This is a genomic window from Photorhabdus caribbeanensis, from assembly GCF_018448885.1.
Taxonomy (GTDB): domain Bacteria; phylum Pseudomonadota; class Gammaproteobacteria; order Enterobacterales; family Enterobacteriaceae; genus Photorhabdus; species Photorhabdus caribbeanensis.
On the sequence record NZ_RCWB01000001.1, the window covers coordinates 121,585 to 142,477 of the forward strand.

The window sequence follows — 20,893 nt, forward strand, 5'->3', positions numbered from 1 at the left end:
ACGAACTCTGATTGTTCAAAATTAAACTTTAAATGTGCAGAAATGTTCTTTTTAGATCGTTAAGGTATTTAAAAAGTTTAGTTATTTTTGGAAATGTTGGAAGCGGATGAAATACTTTAATGAATGTCTTAAGCTCTTCAGTTACAGGGAATGACACCAACTTAGTTAGCTCAGAGAATTAATAAGACCATTAATCTTAATGAGTTGCGAAGTTATATACGTTTAGTTTTTTAAAAATTGCTTAACTGATAAAATAAACCATATAAATTATTATTGTATATAACAATAGCCTTGTTTATATTTTATAGTATTTATGATGTTGTCGTATAATTAATAAAAATACATTTTTTGGCTGGATGATTGTTGTGCTGTATTATATAGTTAAGCTGTTTCAATTATAACTCCGGCAACAATTCATTCAGATAATGCCTTAATAATAATTCAGTGGTCACTATGTCAAATATAATAAAGGAACGATGACATGAATAATAAGTTAATCATTTCACCTCAAGTCATTAACACAATGCAGCAAAGTAATGAACCTTGGGGAATCAAAGATAAAAATTCATGCTTTATTTATGGCAATTTGGCACTCAAACATCTTGAAAATCTTCCAGACTCATTTGATTATGAAGGGTGGTATGATTATGAACTTCCTTGGAGTGGTGCTGAGTTTGCAAAAGAATTCGTTCTTCATGATCAAAGTGTAATGAAGAGCGAAACAACAGTATGTTCGCTTGAAACACATATGTATGGGAACGATAAATTCTTATCATCTCATTTTTGTGAAAAATACCCACTATATAATAATGAAAACGAATGTGTCGGAGTTATTTTCCACGGATGGGAAGCCCAGGATTTTTCATTAATCCGTTTATTTTATGGAAAACTCCCCGCTTCCATTATATTTCAACCACCGACCCATTTATTTACCCAACGGGAATGGGATGTTATTTTTCTCTCTTTACATAAATATACCAGTAAACAAATTGGTAGAATATTAAATATTTCCTACCGTACTGTTGAACACTATACAGCACAAATATATAGAAAGGTTGGTGTTAGGTCTGCTCGGCAATTGGAGGAATACTGTCGCTTTAATAATTATGATCTTTATGTACCAGAAAGATTTTTACGCCCTGAAAGCAGTATTTTTGTTTGAATCTCAAGCCCTGGCAATGCTCACAAGAGGAAATTGACGCATTATGTATTGCATTGATCGGAAAAAGCGAACATGACTAGCACACGATGAGCTTCTTCACTACCCGTTTAAGGAAGAACGGGGCAATCAATACCTAGCTAAACAAGATTGAACGCTTGTGGCAATCATTACATGAAACGGTAACACGAAATCATTGTTGTCAGTATATGTGGCAGAGTTCATGAAGGCGAACAACAATCTGGAATGAAAAAAATAAGTGTACCCCATATGAAAGCTTATTTAGTCTATGCTGTCGGACCTGCGGGTCTATTCAGCTTCCCCTAATCCCCGCTTCAGGTGCAAAAATTAGTCACGACAATACATCCGAAAAAGTCTAGCCAAATGTTCTCCTGCGGGAGTTAACTTTGTATCTCTTCGTTGAACAAGGCAAAAAGTTGCAAACGGAAGCTCCTCTTTAAGGTTTAACGCCACAAATTGCTGGTTGAACAGAGTCTCATCAACCACATCCACAGCTACAATAGTTACAAAGTCACTTTTAGAAACTAAACTCATGCAAGCCATTAATGTTTCACACGTGACACTAAAGACAGGTGGATTATCCAACGATGAGAACATCTCAAATAACCTGCGATAGTAGGTGCCTTTCGGTGTTGGCATGGTCCAGTCACAATCAACTAATTCGCCTAAAGAGGTTGCATGCACTTTTGGATGTCCTTTTCGTACAATCACTTTGTACTCTTTTTTCATCAGTTTTTCGAAGCTCAATTCTGCATCTAAGCTGCCTGGATAATAGGTGTTCACGGTAAAATTCAGTTCACCTTGTCTGAGCTGAGGTAGCATAGTCAATAACTGTCCCTCAACAACTCTTAATTTTACTGTAGGATAATCACGGTGAAACTGTGTAATCACCTTTGGCATAATCGTACGTGCAATACTGCCAGCTACGCCAATATTGACTACACCACCAATCAAGCCAACTCGTTGCTGAATATCTTCCTGTGCAATTCGAAGCTCCTCAAGTATCAAACTGGCGCGTTGTAAAAAACTTTTTCCACACTCTGTCAAATGAATACCCTGGTTACTGCGTATAAATAATTTTGCACCAAGTGAATCTTCTAGTTCGCGAATCGATTTAGTTAAAGCAGGTTGTGAGAGTGACAGAAACCGACTAGCCGCTCTGATACTGCCATGACGGTAAATTTCAACAAAAGCGCGCAGTTGATTGAGTTTTATTGGTGTCGTCATTTTTCTCTCTTGCGATAACTTTTAATTATATAGATAAAGATAATTGTATCTTACTTGAACAAAATTTATTGTGTACATTAAAAATCAGTAATGAAAAATCGGACTGTATTTAAAATTCGGCAAAAAAATTTTTTAATTATTAAGACAATAAAATTTTAAAAAATAAACTAATTCAATTAAAATTAAATAAATATTTTTAATAAAATCAATCTTGGTGAAATAAACCAAATATATTCTATTCTCCGCGATAACTAAAAGAGATAATTATTATGGGCACTTCATTAAGCGAATCTATTCAGCAAATTGTTGGACAATTACGAAACTGGCGTCGTGATTTCCACCATTTTGCTGAATCAGGTTGGTTCGAATTCAGAACAGCAACGATTGTGGCGGATGAACTACACCGTTTGGGTTATAGCCTGAAAATGGGAAAAGACGTTATCAAGGCTGACGCACGAATGGGCTTACCTTCAGAACAGGCATTACAAGCGCAAGAACAGCGTGCTATTAAACAGGGCGCTCTGACGGAATGGCTACCCCATTTTTCAGGCGGGTTTACCGGCATTGTCGCGACACTCGATACAGGAAAGCCTGGACCAACATTGGCTTTTCGGGTGGATATGGATGCGCTTGACCTGAATGAGGAACAAACTCACGTACACCGTCCTTACGCTGAAGGCTTTTCCTCTTGCAATACACAGATGATGCATGCTTGTGGTCATGATGGTCATACAGCGATCGGATTAGGACTCGCTTGTATATTGAAAAAATATGAAAGCCAACTAGCCGGAAAAATCAAACTGATTTTTCAACCTGCGGAAGAAGGAACTCGTGGTGCAAAATCAATGGTTGAAGCGGGAGTTGTCGATGATGTTGATTTCTTTATCGCTATCCATATTGGCACTGGTGTACCTCAAGGCGAATTGGTCTGTGGGAGTAATAATTTTCTTGCTACTACCAAAATCGATGTTACTTATCGTGGTGTTGCCTCCCATTCTGGTGCAAAACCAGAAGCGGGAAAAAATGCACTGTTAGCCGCAGCTCAAGCAACCTTAGGACTATACGCTATTTCTCACCATAGCGAAGGCAGCTCACGCATTAATGTCGGAGTGCTACAGGCAGGCATTGGCCGTAACGTTATTCCTGACTATGCATTAATGAAAGTGGAAACTCGTGGTGAAACTAATGAGATCAATGCATTTGTTTACCGTCAAGCTCTCAATATCATTGAAGGCGCGGCAAAAATGCAGGGGGTTGAATATGGAATACAGTTAATGGGAGCCGCTCAAAGTAGCCAGCCTAGCCCAGTATGGGTCGATTTCATTTATCAACAGGCTCAACAATATATCCCAGAGCTTTCATCTGTTGTCAAAAGCCGTCAGCAAGCTGCCGGATCAGAGGACGCGACCTATTTTATGGAACACGTCAAATCGAATGGTGGTCAAGCCACTTACCTTATTTTCGGTACAGCACTCAGCGCAGGTCATCATAATGAACGGTTTGACTTTGATGAAAACGTGATGACCACCGTAGTGAAAACATTAGCCACTATCGCCCTTAACCTGCCTGATTTCGGAGTTCATCACCATGAATAATTCGTTAACTGAATTCATCCATGAATACATTGAGCAACGCCAAAGTGATTTTATTCACCTTAGCGATAAGATTTGGGAACACCCTGAGACTCGTTTTGAAGAAACCTTTTCTGCGGAGCTGCTTGCAAGTGCGTTAGAAAATGAAGGGTTTGTTGTTCAGCGAGGGGTAGGCAATATTGAGACCGCGTTTATTGCCAGTTATGGCAGTGGATGCCCTGTGATTGCTTTACTTGGCGAGTATGATGCACTGGCTGGTTTAAGCCAAAAAGCGGGCTGTTGTGAACCTAATCCTGTGGTTAAAGATGGTCACGGTCACGGGTGTGGGCATAATTTACTGGGGACAGCCGCACTTGCTGCTGCATTTACAGTGAAAGCCTGGCTGCAAAAAAATCAACAACCTGGAACTGTACGGTTTTACGGTTGTCCGGCGGAAGAAGGGGGTTCCGGTAAAACATTTATGGTCCGGGAGGGCCTTTTTGATGATGTTGATGCAGCAATTACATGGCATCCAGAATCATTCAGTGGTGTATTTAATGTCCAGTCTCTGGCAAATATCCAAACAGCATTTCATTTCAAAGGGATTGCATCACACGCCGCCAATTCCCCTCACCTAGGCAGAAGTGCTTTAGATGCTGTTAGTCTGATGAATGTGGGGGTTCAATTTCTTCGTGAACATATCATTCAGGAAGCACGAATTCATTATGCAGTGACTAATACGGGCGGTATGTCACCTAACGTTGTACAGGCTGATGCCGAAGTTTTATACCTTGTTCGCGCTCCACAACTGGATCAGACTCAAGATATTTATCAAAGAGTCATTGATATCGCTAAAGGTGCCGCCTTAATGACTGGCACGCGATTGAATATTCGTCTTGATAAGGCGTGTTCAAACTATATTCCTAACCGCACAATGGAAAGAGTGATGTATCAGTATATTCAAGCCTTTGGTATTCCTGAATATACTGATGAAGAACGCCAATTCGCCGAAAAAATTAATCAAACACTGACAAAAGACGATTTACGCAATGCCAAACTCAATGCAGCGCGAACAGCAGGCGAAGAGGGTAAACGTTGGAGTGAGCGACAAGGGGAAAAAGCACTGACAGATGAAGTCTTACCCTATGTAGAATCACAAGAGTTAATGTATGGATCTACCGATGTCGGTGATGTTAGTTGGGTAACACCCACAGCGCAATGCTTCAGCCCCTGCTTCGCCTTTGGCACACCACTGCATACTTGGCAATTAGTCGCACAAGGGCGTTCATCCATTGCTCACAAAGGGATGTGTCTTGCCGGGAAAATTATGGCCGCTACCGCGCTTGAATTATTAACAGATCCTGCTCTGTTAGCAGAGGTTCAAGCGGAGTTTAAACACCAACGGGATGAGCATCCCTATCAGTGTCCTATTCCGCCCGATATTAAACCATCACCTTTGAAATAACTTTGCTCCGATAAATACTGACTTGCCTACAGCGGCAAGCTAGCACTCAGTCATTTACATAGTTAAAAAATAATAATGAAGCAAACACAAAGGAAAAACCATGAGTGAAACAACTATCCCTGTAAATAAGAGCCCGGGACGTATTCTTGGTTGGATCGAAAGAGTTGGGAATAAAATTCCAAATCCTTTTATTTTATTTATCTATTTAATAGCTGTTTTAATGATAGCGACTGCTATTTTGTCTTGGTTTGATTTGGCCGTAAAAAACCCTGCAAATGGAGAGCTCATTAGAGTTAAAAACTTACTTAGCGCTGAAGGATTACAGTGGATCCTGCCTAATATTGTTAAAAATTTCAGTAACTTCACACCACTTGGAGCAATATTAGCACTGGTCATTGGTGCAGGGCTTGCAGAAAAAGTCGGCCTGTTACAAACCCTGATGTATAAAATGGCTTCTGGTATTAATAAACGTTACGCCAGCTATATGGTGCTATTTATTGCCTTTTTTAGCCATATCTCTTCGGATGCCGCACTCGTTGTTATGCCTCCATTAGGCGCGCTAATTTTTATTGCGGTTGGTCGCCACCCTGTTGCTGGCCTACTGGCCGCTATTGCTGGTGTTGCCTCAGGATTTACGGCGAACTTATTGATTGTTACTACCGATGTTCTGTTATCTGGTATCAGTACTGAAGCGGCTAAAATGCTTGATCCCAACTTACACGTCAGTGTCATCGATAACTGGTATTTTATGGCAACATCAGTGATTGTACTGACGATTGCAGGCGCTATCTTAACGGATAAGTTTGTTGAGCCACGCCTTCCAGTATGGGAAGGAAGTCACAATGAGAAGTTAGTAAAGCTCACGCCACAGCAAAATCGTGGGCTGCTAATGAGTAGTCTATCTGCACTAATTTTCATCGGTATTGTTGCGTTGCTAGTTGTTCCTGAAAATGCACTACTGCGTGATCCACAGACTGGCTCAATCATTCCATCGCCATTCATAAAAGGGATCGTGCCGGTCATTATTTTGTTTTTCTTCGTGGTTTCGATTACATATGGCGTTTCAACAAAACAGATAAAAAAATCTAATGATATTCCTGACTTGCTCGTTGACCCCATGAAAAACATGGCAGGCTTCATCATAATGGTTTTTCCTCTGGCTCAATTTGTTGCCTTCTTTAACTGGAGTAACATGGGCAAATTTATGGCGATAGGGCTAACCGATTTGCTAGAAGCCTTGGGTATGACAGGTGTTCCTGCCTTCGTCGGATTAATGTTTTTATCTGCCTTTTTATGTATGTTCATCGCAAGTGGTTCTGCCATTTGGTCGATTTTGGCGCCTATTTTTGTCCCCATGTTTGTCCTGCTTGGCTTTCACCCAGCCTTTGCACAGATCATCTTCCGTATTTCTGATTCCGTAGTATTACCGTTGGCGCCGATGTCACCTTTTCTGCCGCTTTTTTTGGGGTTTCTTCAGCGGTACTATAAGGGTGCTCAGTTAGGTACTTATTACACGCTGTTATTACCTTATCCGCTGGTGTTTTTTGCTGTTTGGATATTGCTGCTTATAGGTTGGTATTTTGCTGGATTGCCCATTGGGCCAGGTATTTACCCTACATTGCTGTAACCCCCATAAAGGAGGCAGGCTGGTGGTCGAATGAAAGCGTCATTAAATGCGTTTTTTATAACTGAATCCAACAGGGCGGCAAAATGGAATTTGAAATGTATGATTAAGAATAATCTTAATTCGAGGCTACTCATATTGCGGAAACCATAGCAATACTATATGGCAATACTATAGCTTCTGATTATGAGAGAGTTCCCTATGGAACGAATCGCTTTTTTTGCCGATTGTTGAAATATTTTTCTATTTATATTCAACTTTATCGAAGGTCATATATGAGTCAAATCACCCCTCAGTTAACAAATATGTGGGATAAAAGTCATGAATCATGGTTTGTAAAAGATAAGAAGCTTCGTTTTATATATGCCAATAAAGAATTTATTAAATTAAGTAAGTTACCTGAAGGCTTTAATATCATGGGATATACTATTAAAGAATTACCTACTCCATTTAATTATCTTGCTCACCTTTTTGAAGAGCATGATCGTAAAGTCTTACAGTCTATGCAACGAATATCGTCTATTATTGGGGTTCATATTAAAAGCAATTGCCAACAACTTAATCCTTGTCTCTGTGAAAAATACCCATTAATGGATGAAAAGAATCAATGTATTGGAATAATTTGTCACATTAAAGGAGTAAGTAACTTTTCAGTACATCATTATATTAAAAACGATACAACTATATCTGTTAAGCTTAGGCCACCTAATAATATGTTGACAGAAAAAGAATGGATAGTAATCTTTTTATTTTGCCGTGGAGTTAGTAATCAATGTATCGCTAATGAAATGAAAATTTCGTGTCGTACTTTGGAAAAGTATTTCCAAAGTATCTATGAGAAATTATCAATCGGATCAATTATTGAATTGAAACTGTTTTGCGAAGAAAATCATTATGATCTCTATATTCCACCAAAATACTTTAAATCTATCAGTCATTTTTTTCTTGATTAAGAGTGAACACTGAGAGCCTTAATAGATTGCTATATTATGGGCGTGCAATTTTTAACTGGAAAAATAAGCCAATTTAATAATTATCACAGTCTTTGGCTGTATGATTGTTATATTACATTATATGGTTAGGTTGTGTTATATATGACTAGAAAGCTATTTATTTAGATAATGATTTAATAGTAGTTAAGGAGTTACTATGTCAAATATAAAAAATAAGCTGAATAATATCATTCCACAATTAAATAAGATTCTAAAATAGCGCTACATCTTATGCTACCACTAATTCTATGTATAACAATGGGTTGAAGGAGGTCATGTGTAGCGGAATTATGAAACGCTATTTAATTTATATGTGGGAAAAAAGTATTGATCCTTGGGGAATAAAAGATCTCCAATCAAGATTTATCTATGCTAATCCCACTTTTTATCAACTGATTGACGTACCAGAATAACTCTGCCGCAGTGCGAGCTGTAGCCTCTGCTACAAAGAGCGCCTGAAGACGTTTTTGCTTGTATTGGCTAATTCGACTTTTTCTCATTTGGATATCCTAGATCAAATTACTTATCTAGGACCGCTCCTTAAAATAGTAACTAGGATGTTGGTTTATATATTATTGTTAATGTGATTTATATTCATAGAGTGGAATAATTAAATCACATTTTTATTGTTATAAATATTTATAAATTAGGATTGAGAGAATCTATTGATTTAGCAATAAGCTTTTTCCCACATTTTTGGCAGATATAATGACTCTCTCCTCGCAGAATTTTATTATGGCGTCGCAGGGTTAGTTCATGTTGCTGGCAACTACAGTAATAAGTAAAAGTTTGACTGCGTACTGAGTCGATTTTAAATTTGTGTGTACGGTTAGCTGGAATGTTTAGTACTTCTTCCATCATCCAACGCCACTGTTTCCCATGTGGAGGTACTTTCCCAAAGTAGCGATAAACCAATAGATGAGCTAATTCGTGAGGCACAACTTCATCAATAAAAGCTTGTTGGTTTTCAATCAGTAACACGGGATTCAGGCGGATTTCCCAATTTTTTATATAGGCACTGCCTGCGGTAGTTCCCCGCTGGCGGTAGTTTATTGTAGGTTCAGGAAAGTCACGGTTGAGATATAAGTTTGCCTGTAGAAGTTTTTGCCGCAAAGTATTCATAACGGCTTGTTGTAGAGAAATTGGAACGCTAGCTGATTTCATGTGTTGAAAATAAATAAATGAGGATTAGTGAATTTTATTAGAAATCCTTGAACAACCGATAATAATATTTTTAAGGATTATTCTATCGTCAGCTAATGCTAAAAAAAGCCTGGTTTAGTTATCTAAACCGGGCTTTTATATTTTTACATATTCATCGCTGATAGTTTCAGACCCGCAGCATCACGCAGTGCTTCTGCTTTATCAGTGGCTTCCCACGGGAACTGTGGACGACCAAAATGACCATAAGCGGCAGTGTCACGATAGATTGGGTGTAGTAGATCCAGCATCTGAATCAAACCGTGAGGGCGTAAGTCAAAGAATTCACGTACCAGCAGCGTTAGAGTTGCTGTTGAAACTTTTTCAGTACCGAATGTTTCCACCATGATGGACGTGGGTTCTGCAACGCCGATAGCGTAAGAAACTTGAATTTCACAACGATCAGCCAGGCCAGCAGCAACAATATTTTTTGCTACATAGCGTGCCGCATAAGCCGCTGAACGGTCGACCTTGGATGGATCTTTACCGGAGAATGCTCCACCACCATGACGTGCCATACCACCGTAAGTATCTACGATAATTTTACGGCCAGTCAGACCACAGTCCCCCATTGGGCCACCAATAACAAAACGACCTGTTGGGTTAATGAAATATTTGGTTGTTGGATTTAACCATTCAGCAGGCAGAACCGGCTTGATGATCTCTTCCATGACGGCTTCTTGCAGATCTTTCTGACTAATATTTTCAGCATGCTGTGTGGAAAGTACAACCGCGTCAACGCCGACAATTTTGTCGTTATTGTATTGGAAAGTGACTTGGCTTTTTGCATCGGGGCGTAACCACGGTAGTACACCATTTTTCCGAACTTCAGCTTGACGCTGAACCAAACGGTGCGCATAGGTGATAGGCGCAGGCATGAGTACGTCAGTTTCGTTGGTTGCATAACCAAACATTAGCCCTTGGTCGCCAGCGCCTTGTTGCAGGGGATCTTCACGGTCAACACCTTGGTTAATATCCGGTGACTGTTTACCAATGGCACTTAATACTGCACATGAGTTTGCATCAAAACCCATTTCAGAATTAACATAACCAATCTCTCGAACTGTTTGTCGCGTAATTTCTTCAATATCAACCCAAGCGCTGGTAGTAATTTCACCACCAACCATAACCATGCCAGTTTTAACGTAGGTTTCACAGGCAACTCGTGCTTTTGGATCTTGTTCCAGAATAGCATCAAGAACGGCATCAGATATTTGGTCTGCAATTTTATCAGGATGCCCTTCGGAAACAGATTCGGAAGTGAAAAGGTATGTGGTCATTATATAACGTTACCTTAAAATATAATTTCAGTTTGGAAATGGATGGATTAACATCTAGATGGCTATTTTAGGATAATTCTTATCCGGGTGCTAGATTTTTTTAGTTCAGCGAGTAATTTTCATCTGGTGAATGAATAATTTCTTGGTTTATATGCCAGTTTTGTGCAATTTCATTTTGCAATTTTGTGTGATTGCGAGTATAAACAGCGGCCGTAGTTGAATGATTTGTGCTACAGTCTCGCAGAAAGCTAAATAGCTTCTGTTTCTCAATCGAGAAAATGGCTCCTTAAATATGAGTCATGTGTGGGGGTGAATGGGGTAATGAACCATTATCTGCTGATTGCTAATGGCCAACAGCCACACTTGTCGTCGGATATATCCGCGTCTTTTTCCTTTCTTTTCAATATGTCTTTAATTCGATGTTATCTGTTGTCTGCAAACAGGCCGGATATGTCGGACAGACGTATTGTCACTCGGTAATTTTGTCATTGTTTAGTAGTAACTAAACGCTTTTTACAACCTGAGAGCATGCTGTTCCCTGATATTTCTCAACGCGCGAGATTATAGCGTTTTGGGTTATTTATTAATTACAGGCGAAGGCGAAAAACTCTAACTCCCTTAAGGAGACTGCCATGAATGATAATATCGCTCGTAAAATGCAACAGACTTACAATATTGCATATTGGGGAGGGAGTTACTACTACGTCAATGATCTTGGCAATGTTAGTGTGTGTCCAAATCCTGATTTGCCGGGGGCAAGAATTGATCTTGCGGAATTGGTGAAAAGAGTTCAGCAGGAGCAAAAAAATTTGCGTTTACCGGCGCTGTTTTGTTTCCCTCAAATCCTGCAACATCGTTTGCGTTCAATTAATGCGGCATTTAAACGTGCTAGAGAGTCATATGGCTATAAAGGCGATTACTTTTTAGTTTATCCCATTAAAGTTAACCAACAACGCCGCGTTATTGAATCACTGGCCTGTTCCGGCGAACCTTTAGGGCTTGAGGCTGGTTCCAAAGCAGAGCTAATGGCGGTGTTAGCGCATGCGGGTATGACTCGTACCGTTATCGTGTGTAATGGATATAAAGATCGTGAATATATTCGTTTGGCGCTAATAGGTGAAAAGTTAGGTCACAAGGTTTATTTGGTGATCGAAAAAATGTCTGAGATTGCCCAGGTATTGGAAGAAGCTGAACGATTAAATGTGATCCCTCGTTTGGGAGTCCGTGCACGTTTGGCATCTCAGGGATCAGGTAAATGGCAGGCCAGTGGTGGTGAAAAATCGAAGTTTGGGCTGGCGGCAACTCAGGTATTGCAATTGGTTGAGACTTTGCGCGCAGTGGATCGACTTGATAGTCTGCAATTGTTGCATTTTCATCTTGGCTCACAGTTGGCGAATATCCGTGATATCGCAACAGGTGTCCGTGAGTCAGCGCGTTTTTATGTCGAGTTACATAAACTCGGGGTAAATATTCAATGTTTTGATGTTGGTGGTGGACTGGGTGTCGATTATGAAGGGACACGCTCTCAATCTGATTGTTCTGTGAACTATGGGTTGAATGAATATGCCAACAATGTCATTTGGGGCATTGGCGATGCTTGTGATGAACATGGTTTACCTCATCCGACTGTTATCACAGAATCCGGTCGTGCCCTGACGGCTCATCATACTGTCTTGGTCTCCAATGTTATCGGGGTTGAGCGTAATGAATTTACGCAAACGACGCCACCGGCAGAGGATGCTTCTCGTCCGCTCACCAGTTTGTGGGAAACATGGCAGGAGATGCATTCAGAAGGAAATAGACGCTCTTTACGCGAATCGCTGCATGATGGTCAGCTCGATCTACATGATGTTCATACACAATATGCTCATGGTATGCTGGATTTGACAGAACGAGCGTGGGCGGAAGAGTTATATCTAAATATCTGTCGCCGTATTCAACAGGATCTTGATCCAAGCAACCGTGCTCACCGGCCAATTATTGATGAGCTGCAAGAGCGTATGGCAGACAAATTCTATGTGAATTTCTCACTGTTTCAGTCTATGCCTGATGCATGGGGTATCGACCAGTTGTTTCCTGTGTTACCTATTGAGGGACTGGATAAACCGTTGGATCGCCGTGCGGTATTGTTAGATATCACCTGTGACTCCGATGGTATTATTGATCATTATGTGGATGGTGATGGTGTAGCCGCGACAATGCCGATGCCCGCTTATGATCCTGATTGTCCGCCAATGATTGGTTTCTTTATGGTGGGAGCATATCAGGAAATTCTTGGCAATATGCATAACCTGTTTGGCGATACAGCGGCCATTGATGTTTATGTATTCGATAATGGCGAAGTGACCTATAACCAAAGTGAAGAGGGGGATTCAGTCGCCGATATGCTGCAATATGTGAAACTGGACCCTAACGTACTGATGGCTCGCTTCCGTGATCAAGTAAAAGGCACGGATTTGGATACAGGTTTGCAAGAGCAATTTTTACTGGAATTTGAAAGTGGTCTTTATGGCTACACATATCTGGAAGATGAATAATCTTCTGGTGTTAATTAAGCCTCCTGTATACAGATAATGTTATTTATATAAACCAGATACGGAATGCAGAAAATGGGGTTATCTCAGAAATACCCCATTTCGTCGTGACATGAGTATTCTGGTATTAAATGACTTTGTTCTGTCAGGAAACTTTTGAGGATATATCTCATGACAATAAGTACCTTGGGCAACCAACAAGATGACTCTTTGGTTTCTAATGCCTTCGGTTTCCTGCGCTTTCCGTTGAATTTTCAGCCATATTCTAGCGATGCAGAGTGGGTAATTACCGGGGTGCCATTTGATATGGCAACATCAGGCCGTGCAGGTAGCCGCCACGGGCCTGCGGCTATTCGTCAGGTTTCTACTAACTTGGCATGGGAAAGCCGCCGTTGGCCGTGGGATTTTAAATTACGCAATTGTCTTAACGTTGTGGATTGTGGTGATTTAGTCTTCAACTTTGGTGATGCTCAGGATATGAGTGATAAGTTACAAGCTCATGCTGAAAAAGTGCTGGCTTCCGGTAAGCGTATGCTCTCTTTTGGTGGGGACCACTTTATTACTTTGCCTTTGCTGCGCGCTCATGCCAAACATTTCGGCAAAATGGCTCTGGTTCATTTTGATGCTCATGCTGATACTTATCCAAATGGCAGTCAATTTGATCACGGTACCATGTTCTATCATGCGCCAAATGAAGGGTTGATTGACCCGCATCATTCAGTACAAATTGGTATTCGTACTGAACATGGACGGGATAATGGTTTTACGGTGCTGGATGCTGATCAGGTTAATGATCGTAGTGTGGATGATGTGCTTGCTCAGATAAAAGAGACGGTTGGTGATATGCCGGTTTACCTGACTTTCGATATCGATTGTCTTGATCCGGCTTTTGCGCCAGGTACGGGGACACCCGTCATTGGTGGTTTGACAACCGATCGGGCACTGAAATTACTGCGTGGTTTGCAACCGCTAAATATTGTCGGTATGGATGTGGTGGAAGTTGCTCCAGCTTATGATCAGTCTGAAATTACGGCTCTGGCAGGTGCGACTATTGCGCTGGAGATGCTTTATTTACAGGCGGCTAAGAAGCGCTAAGTAGTACATAGTTTTAATATAGTCTTAGGGGATAGTGAAATAAATTCGTACTGAGTTGTGGCGCTATCCCCTTGAAACTCGGCAATTATTTGGATTGGTGTAACCTTTAATATGCTTTTCTGGTACCTTTTATTATGCTTCACTTGCTACCTTCAAACATGAACTGAACTTCCCTATCTGTATTAAAAAAATCCTCTCCTATGGTAATAAGATCTTCGAATCCTCCAGGAATTCTATCTGGTTGGGTTATTGGTACAAGTTGGACATAAAGTTTGTCAGCTAGTTGGCCTAAGTTACTTTTAGCTTCATGCATATTTGCTTGGATAGTCATAATAAAGCCTTCATACTTGGCTAGGTTAGTTGAGTACAATAAAAAATGCTGAAATAACCGGCAATTTTTTTGCTGCATAGAATTGAGATGCCGCAGTTCTGAACTGGGCATCTATGGCGTACTTTTTGAATCAAAGAATGATATTTTTTAGCGTTATTGTCGTGCTACTTCTAATTTCTTTTCTTTTTCCCACGCATGAGATTCAGCGTTTCTACTGCCATTGAGAAGAACATAGCAAAATAGATGTAACCTTTAGGTATATGCACTTGTACGCTTTCTAGAATAAGGGTAAAGCCTACGAGGATTAAGAACGACAGAGCCAGCATTTTGACGGAAGGGTGACGGTCAACGAATTCGCCGATAGGACGAGCGGCGAGCATCATGACACCGACGGCTATGATAACGGCTGCCATCATAATGAATAGATGATCGGACAGGCCAACAGCGGTGATGACTGAATCCAGGCTGAAAATAATGTCCAGCAACATAATCTGGATGATTGCCCCCAGGAAGGAGTGAACAGGACGTTTTAGCTCTCCTTCATTGTCACCTTCGATTGCTTCGTGGATTTCTTTGCTGGCTTTCCATATCAGGAATAGACCGCCGAAGAATAGGATTAAATCACGGGCAGAAATGTCATGTTCAAAAACTGTCAATATTGGGTAGGTTAGCCGAATAACCCAGGCAATAGATGCTAACAGCGCTAGGCGCATTAGCATTGCCCCCATTAGCCCGATCTTACGTGCTCTATTTTGTTGATGGTTAGGGAGTTTTGCCACAACAAGTGACAAAAAGATAATGTTATCAATCCCTAAAACGATTTCTAGAATTGTTAGGGTGGCAAGTGCCATCCAGGCGTGGGGATCAACAATCCATTCTAACATTGCTTATTAAGACCTTAAGGTAAAAATCTAATTATACGCGTGATTAGGTACAAGGTAAGTATGCCAATGTAAAAATCAATCGGAGCTCAACGTTAAATCAAGAAATGACGGGCCAGTAGAGGAGCGGTGAAATTTTTCCTCAGATAGAACCCGCGAGGCAAAGTCATAATGGGCTGGCCGTGTACTCCAATTGCTTCGGTTAATGCTTTGCTGTTAGCCGCTTTTGGGCGTAACTGTAATACTTCGCCATGACGGGCGGTAACGCTCTCTACTTTGCCAAGCACGATGAAATCCATCAATTCTTCCCAGTCGCGACGTAGTAACTCTTCCTCTTGTTGATTGGGACTCCACAATAAAGGGGAACCAACTCGGCGTTTGGCTAAAGGAATTTCCCGTTCGCCTTCAACAGGTATCCATAGCACTCGCGATAATTTGCGTCTGACATGACAACTTTCCCAGGTAATGCCACTGTTCCCCGTTAATGGCGCAACGCAGACAAATGTTGTCTCCAGTGGATAACCTCTTCTGTCTACAGGGATGGTTTTGAGCTCAATACCGATATGTTCGAAATCTTGCTCTGGCTTACTGCCGGCGCTCGCACCGAGATAATATTCTAGCAACATGCCTACCCAGCCTTTATCTCGTTTCAGATTGGGCGGGATAGGTAAATTTGCTTTTGCCGCGAGTTCTCCCATTGATAAGCCGGCCAGAAGTTGGGCGCATTCAAACAATTGTTGCTCGTTGTCTGGTGGCGGTGGCGGGGAAAAAAGAGTGTTCATTTGGGATATCCGTTTTTTAGGTCAAAAAACAGCCTTAGTTTCTGTGAATGATAAATCTGAGGTTCATACGATAGCTAAAAAGTGATAATAGCATGATATACAAACATTTTTTATTGCTGTTTCAAATATTGTAAAATTGATTGCCGTTCTTGTTCACCTATTGCCGGTAATAATGAACAGGATCTTACACCATGTTATCCACAGTTTTATGGGATAAGTAGACGAAAATGAGATCACTGGTTTGATTTACAGGTTTGACTCACACTTTTTTCTACAAAAACCACTGTTTTTGGCTTAACTAAAAGGCATAACCTGTGGATAACATGATATTTGGTTGTTTTTTGTCCTTATCAACTAACGTTGTCCATTATAGTCGTGATTGATGATAGAAATAACGAGATAAATAGCTGCTATTTCAATGAAAAATAAATACTATTTCATTTTTTGTCTATAGATTAATAATTCATAATATAAAGCTATACCTGAATTACCCCTGCCTTTTTCACATAGATATCCACAGAAAAAGTGAATAAAAGCGAGTTTACGCACCTGTATATGTTCATAACTCTGGCCTTTTCTGTGAATTACCCTTCATATGGGTTGAACCAAGCAGATTTGAAATCAAACCAACCAAAGGTGTTCATTTTGACTCCTCGCATACTTCTCTGTCCCTGTAACTCAAGCCAATGGTGGAACAGTGGATGCAGCCAATGTTCATCAACTATTTTTTCGCACCACTCTTCAAGCGGTAATTCTTGTTGTCGCCATTGTGATACCTCTTTACTTAAGTTATCACCAAGGCACTTTTTCAATAATGGCATCTCGTATAGCGTAGCGAACAGTGAAAACTCCAGAGGATTATAAAAGTTGGCGGTAGCAAGCCAGAGGTCACTTTCAGTGTTACCGTTGAACCATGTATCATAATCCACAATGTTGATTTTCAATTCGACGCCGCATTTGGCCAGTATGGCTTGCAGGATCTGGCTGATTGTGTGGTATTCATGATGTTGATGACAAAGCGTGACGGTCAGATGGGTAATGTCCTCTGGTTTGTTCAATTCGGATATGAGCTTACTGTGATGCCAGCGTAGTAATAAACCATAAGCGGGGGACCAATGGCGTTGATAAAAGGGGTCACAGTGCGCTAGCAGATTGATCGGTGTTAGCAGGCTGCATAGCCATTGGCGAACGTCTTCTCTCTTACATTGAATTGAACGGTGGTCATGTAGTAGGAAATAACAGCCTTCTTCTATCCTGCTATCTAACGAGTTATTATCCGTGCTGTCACTTTCCAGATGCAGAGTTGTACAAACCAGTTTCTCGGCTAATTCTGGTAGAAACCATATATTCACCTGATCAATCAGCGCCCGAAAGCCAAAGTAATTATCAAAGGCACGAATTTGTAGTTTCTGAGCGCTGTTTTTTATTACCTGGTAAGGGCCGGTTCCCACTGGCATACGAGAGAAGTTCGGTAACTTTTGCCACTCTTGAGGCAAGATCATGGCATGTGGGCTGCCGATTAATAAAGGGAGCCAGAGATCGGGTTCTGAAAGAAAAATATCAATCACATAGGGTGTGGGCGTGGTGACTTTTTCAAGATGAGAAAAAAGAGGAAGGTTGCGTAATCTTTGTAGCGAAGCGATGACATCCGCCATCTGTAATTCTCTGCCGTGGTGAAAATGGATAGCCGGGCGTAGATAAAAGCGCCAATGATTTGAGGATAATTGTTGCCAATGATGAGCTAAGTCAGCTTCTGGTTCCCCATTTTCCTCATTTATACGGGTTAGGCTATTAAATATCTGCCTGACCAGATGAATTTCAGAACGGCGTAACGGTGAACCGGGTAGAAGATTAGGAAAGGGGCGATAATAGAGTATCCGCAGTAAGTTTTTTCCCTGACGAAAACGGCGTTCAATCTGGGATAGTACCATGTGACGGACCGTATCTTTATCACCAACCAGTTGGACTAGCTTCTCAACGTTATGTTGTTCAAGCAACTCTTCAGCCCGTTGTTGCTGGAGTTCCCATCCATCACGCAAGAAATTCAGTTGAGAACGTTTCCCCCGACCGGATTCTGCCTGCCACTGTAACCAGCCTGCTTTCTGCATATTGTTGAGCAGTGAACGGATATGACGTTTTGAACAATGCAGTACATTTGCCAGCTCTTGTAACGTTGTTTCAGCCTCTTTTCCTTGATGGTGTTGCCATAATCGAATGAATTGTTGTTGTAAGCGTGAACTGGGCATAAAAGAGGAACTCCAGAGTATTTTTCATCAATTTTTATTTCCTTATATTGAGACGATAATTATCCATATTGAAAGTAGCTCAATAGGCCAGACGAAATCTGGCTTCTCCCCCAATTTTCTTGAGTAATGGTGATTTGCCAGCCAGTAAGGAAACTTACTGGCTTTTTTTCTTATTGTGCATTATGTACTCCCCGCATCTTTTTTACATGTTAGTTTTACATATCAGTTTAAAGCGAGTAATCATCTGGCATTGGTGGCGATTTGTCCAGCTATTATCACTATTTTATCTGTTAATTTCTTTTAAATGTGATATGGAGTGATTAAATATTAGTTAAAGCGCTGCATATGGCTGAAAGATGACTGTTTGCATGAGTATTGAGTGGTGGGGTTGTTCTTACCTTTGACAACGATAGAAAAATCCCGTAGCAGAAAACTACGGGATAGGTCAATAAAGGAAAAATTAACGTAGAAAAACCGGTTGTTCCTGCTCGTAGGTTGTTATGGCGTCCAGATGTTGTAATGTCAGGCCGATACTGTCCAGACCATTCATCATACAGTGACGCCGGAAGCTATCGATTTCAAAAGCATAACTTTTATTGCCAGCGTGAACTTTCTGTTGTTCTAGATCGACAGTAAAACGGCAAGCTTTGTTTTGCTGAATCAACTCAAATAGTTCGTTGACATCTTTATCGTTCAGCTTAACTGGCAGTAATTGGTTGTTGAAAGCGTTACCGTAGAAAATATCCGCAAAACTTGGGGCGATAACCACTTTAAAACCATAATCCGTCAGTGCCCAAGGTGCATGTTCACGGGAGGAGCCGCAACCAAAGTTTTCACGAGCCAGAAGGATACTGGCACCCTGATAACAAGGCTGATTTAATACGAATTCAGGGTTAGGTTTTTGCCCTTCATCATCAAGAAAACGCCAGTCATGAAACAGATGTTGACCAAATCCTGTACGAGTGACTTTCTGCAAGAATTGTTTGGGAATAATGGCATCAGTATCGACGTTTGCTGCATCTAAAGGAGCAACCAAGCCAGTATGTTGAATAAACTTTTCCATCATTCTCTCCTTTATGACTTCTGTGCTGGATGGCGTATATCGATAAAATGACCATTAATCGCTGCTGCTGCTGCCATCGCTGGGCTAACCAAATGGGTGCGCCCACCACGTCCTTGGCGCCCTTCAAAGTTGCGGTTACTGGTAGAAGCGCAGCGTTCACCGGGTTGCAGGCGGTCGTTATTCATTGCCAGACACATAGAACATCCGGGTAAGCGCCATTCAAAACCAGCCTCTATGAAAATTTTATCCAAACCCTCTGCTTCTGCTTGTGCTTGAACAGGGCCTGATCCGGGAACAACGATTGCCTGAACGCCAGGGGCAACTTTATGGCCTTGTGCGATGGCTGCGGCAGCCCGTAAATCTTCAATTCGGGAGTTGGTGCAAGAGCCGATAAAGACTTTATCGATCTTTACATCTGTTAGCTTAATACCGGGTTTCAAGTCCATATAAGCCAGTGCTTTTTCAGCAGAGGCACGTTCGACAGGATCACTAAAAGATTCCGGCGCAGGAATGGCTTGATCAATGGCGATCACTTGTCCGGGGTTTGTTCCCCATGTTACCTGCGGAGAGATCTCTTCTGCATTAATCGTAATAACGGTGTCGTATTGTGCATCAGGATCGGATTTCAATGTCTTCCAGTAAGCAACAGCTTGTTCCCACAGCTCTCCTTTTGGTGAGAACTGGCGGCCTTTCATATAAGCAAAAGTCGTTTCATCCGGTGCAACCAAACCAGCTTTAGCACCCATTTCAATTGCCATATTACATAAAGTCATACGGCCTTCCATGCTAAGTGCTTCAATCGCCTTACCACAGAATTCCACCACATACCCTGTACCACCTGCGCTACCTGTTTTGCCGATGATCGCCAGAACGATATCTTTGGCGGTGATAGCATTAGCGGCATCACCCATCACTTCGATTTTCATAGTTTTAGCGCGGGCTTGTTTCAGCGTTTGGGTGGCGAGTACATGTTCAACTTCAGAAGTGCCAATGCCGAAAGCCAACGCGCCGAATGCTCCATGCGTTGCGGTGTGGGAATCACCACAAACAATAGTCATGCCTGGCAGGGTTATACCCTGTTCAGGCCCGATGACATGAACAATCCCCTGATAAGGGTGGTTGAGGTCATATAATGTGATACCGAATTCGGCGCAGTTTTTCATTAACTCCTGCATTTGGATACGGGCCATGTCACCACAGGCGTTAATGTCTTTTGTTTGCGTGGATACGTTATGATCCATTGTTGCGAATGTTTTACCTGGCTGATGCACTGGGCGGCCTTTGGTGCGCAAACCATCAAAAGCTTGCGGCGAGGTCACTTCATGAACCAGATGACGATCAATATAGAGTAACGGGGTTTCATTCGGTACTTCCCGGACAATATGAGCGTCATATAATTTTTGATATAAAGTTTTAGCCATG

General features: G+C 41.3%; 17 protein-coding genes and 2 pseudogenes. 9 read left to right on the plus strand and 10 right to left on the minus strand.

The annotated features are described in order from the left end of the window. The first annotated feature begins 481 nt into the window (after nt 1–481). Both EAE90_RS00735 and EAE90_RS23555 read left to right on the plus strand, forming a co-directional pair. A complete protein-coding gene (locus EAE90_RS00735; RefSeq protein ID WP_214051834.1) occupies nt 482–1,162 on the plus strand; it encodes a helix-turn-helix transcriptional regulator in 681 nt (226 codons plus the stop codon). A gap of 137 nt (nt 1,163–1,299) precedes the next feature. Further along, nucleotides 1,300–1,386: pseudogene (locus tag EAE90_RS23555) on the plus strand (hypothetical protein); the annotation flags it as partial. A 121-nt stretch (nt 1,387–1,507) separates the two neighbouring features. On the opposite strand, the gene EAE90_RS00740 reads toward EAE90_RS23555, so the two are convergent. After that, complete coding sequence (locus EAE90_RS00740; protein ID WP_214051835.1) at nt 1,508–2,407, minus strand: LysR family transcriptional regulator; 900 nt, start codon at nt 2,405–2,407, stop codon at nt 1,508–1,510. A 269-nt stretch (nt 2,408–2,676) separates the two neighbouring features. On the opposite strand from EAE90_RS00740, the gene EAE90_RS00745 reads away from it, so the two are divergent. The 5 genes from EAE90_RS00745 to EAE90_RS00765 all read left to right on the plus strand — a co-directional run bounded on the left by EAE90_RS00745 (nt 2,677) and on the right by EAE90_RS00765 (nt 8,472). After that, complete coding sequence (locus tag EAE90_RS00745) at nt 2,677–4,002, plus strand: amidohydrolase (protein WP_214051836.1); 1,326 nt, start codon at nt 2,677–2,679, stop codon at nt 4,000–4,002. Next, nucleotides 3,995–5,443, plus strand: coding sequence for a M20 family metallopeptidase (locus tag EAE90_RS00750; protein ID WP_214051837.1), 1,449 nt, complete (start codon nt 3,995–3,997; stop codon nt 5,441–5,443). The genes EAE90_RS00745 and EAE90_RS00750 overlap by 8 nt, the downstream gene beginning before the upstream one ends. Before the next feature lie 100 nt (nt 5,444–5,543). Next, entirely contained in the window at nt 5,544–7,070 is a 1,527-nt protein-coding gene (gene abgT, locus EAE90_RS00755) for a p-aminobenzoyl-glutamate transporter (RefSeq protein WP_214051838.1), read from the plus strand. Nucleotides 7,071–7,342: 272 nt separating this feature from the next. Beyond that, nucleotides 7,343–8,020, plus strand: coding sequence for a helix-turn-helix transcriptional regulator (locus EAE90_RS00760; RefSeq protein ID WP_214051839.1), 678 nt, complete (start codon nt 7,343–7,345; stop codon nt 8,018–8,020). A 314-nt stretch (nt 8,021–8,334) separates the two neighbouring features. Continuing rightward, a complete protein-coding gene (locus tag EAE90_RS00765; protein WP_339920566.1) occupies nt 8,335–8,472 on the plus strand; it encodes a PAS domain-containing protein in 138 nt (45 codons plus the stop codon). Here the strand turns inward: EAE90_RS00765 and EAE90_RS00770 are convergent. The 3 genes and pseudogenes from EAE90_RS00770 to metK all read right to left on the minus strand — a co-directional run. Next, nucleotides 8,470–8,559: pseudogene (locus tag EAE90_RS00770) on the minus strand (IS1595 family transposase); the annotation flags it as partial. The gene EAE90_RS00765 and the pseudogene EAE90_RS00770 sit on opposite strands and share 3 nt — an antisense overlap. 139 nt (nt 8,560–8,698) lie before the next feature. Further along, entirely contained in the window at nt 8,699–9,223 is a 525-nt protein-coding gene (locus EAE90_RS00775; RefSeq protein ID WP_214051840.1) for a SprT family zinc-dependent metalloprotease, read from the minus strand. A 143-nt stretch (nt 9,224–9,366) separates the two neighbouring features. Beyond that, nucleotides 9,367–10,539 carry a methionine adenosyltransferase gene (gene metK / locus EAE90_RS00780; RefSeq protein WP_011147846.1) on the minus strand — a complete coding sequence of 391 codons (1,173 nt, stop codon included), beginning with the start codon at nt 10,537–10,539 and terminating at the stop codon, nt 9,367–9,369. Nucleotides 10,540–11,171: 632 nt separating this feature from the next. Here metK and speA point away from each other — a divergent pair. Next, nucleotides 11,172–13,076, plus strand: coding sequence for a biosynthetic arginine decarboxylase (gene speA / locus EAE90_RS00785; RefSeq protein ID WP_214051841.1), 1,905 nt, complete (start codon nt 11,172–11,174; stop codon nt 13,074–13,076). 168 nt (nt 13,077–13,244) lie between these two features. Further along, a complete protein-coding gene (gene speB, locus EAE90_RS00790; RefSeq protein WP_214051842.1) occupies nt 13,245–14,168 on the plus strand; it encodes an agmatinase in 924 nt (307 codons plus the stop codon). Between the two features lie 139 nt (nt 14,169–14,307). Here speB and EAE90_RS00795 read toward each other — a convergent pair whose 3' ends face one another. The 6 genes from EAE90_RS00795 to leuC form a co-directional block, all read right to left on the minus strand. After that, nucleotides 14,308–14,499: a prevent-host-death protein gene (locus tag EAE90_RS00795; protein ID WP_246550177.1), complete on the minus strand. Its 192-nt coding sequence runs from the start codon at nt 14,497–14,499 to the stop codon at nt 14,308–14,310. Between the two features lie 170 nt (nt 14,500–14,669). Then, nucleotides 14,670–15,383, minus strand: a complete 714-nt coding sequence (locus tag EAE90_RS00800) for a TerC family protein (RefSeq protein ID WP_110090843.1) — start codon at nt 15,381–15,383, stop codon at nt 14,670–14,672. Between the two features lie 92 nt (nt 15,384–15,475). Then, complete coding sequence (mutH, locus tag EAE90_RS00805; protein ID WP_214051843.1) at nt 15,476–16,162, minus strand: DNA mismatch repair endonuclease MutH; 687 nt, start codon at nt 16,160–16,162, stop codon at nt 15,476–15,478. Between the two features lie 584 nt (nt 16,163–16,746). Beyond that, complete coding sequence (gene sgrR / locus EAE90_RS00810; RefSeq protein ID WP_214051844.1) at nt 16,747–18,408, minus strand: HTH-type transcriptional regulator SgrR; 1,662 nt, start codon at nt 18,406–18,408, stop codon at nt 16,747–16,749. Between the two features lie 460 nt (nt 18,409–18,868). Further along, nucleotides 18,869–19,474, minus strand: coding sequence for a 3-isopropylmalate dehydratase small subunit (leuD, locus tag EAE90_RS00815; protein ID WP_072164775.1), 606 nt, complete (start codon nt 19,472–19,474; stop codon nt 18,869–18,871). A gap of 8 nt (nt 19,475–19,482) precedes the next feature. Then, a complete protein-coding gene (gene leuC, locus EAE90_RS00820) occupies nt 19,483–20,892 on the minus strand; it encodes a 3-isopropylmalate dehydratase large subunit (RefSeq protein WP_214051845.1) in 1,410 nt (469 codons plus the stop codon). Nucleotide 20,893 lies beyond the last annotated feature (1 nt).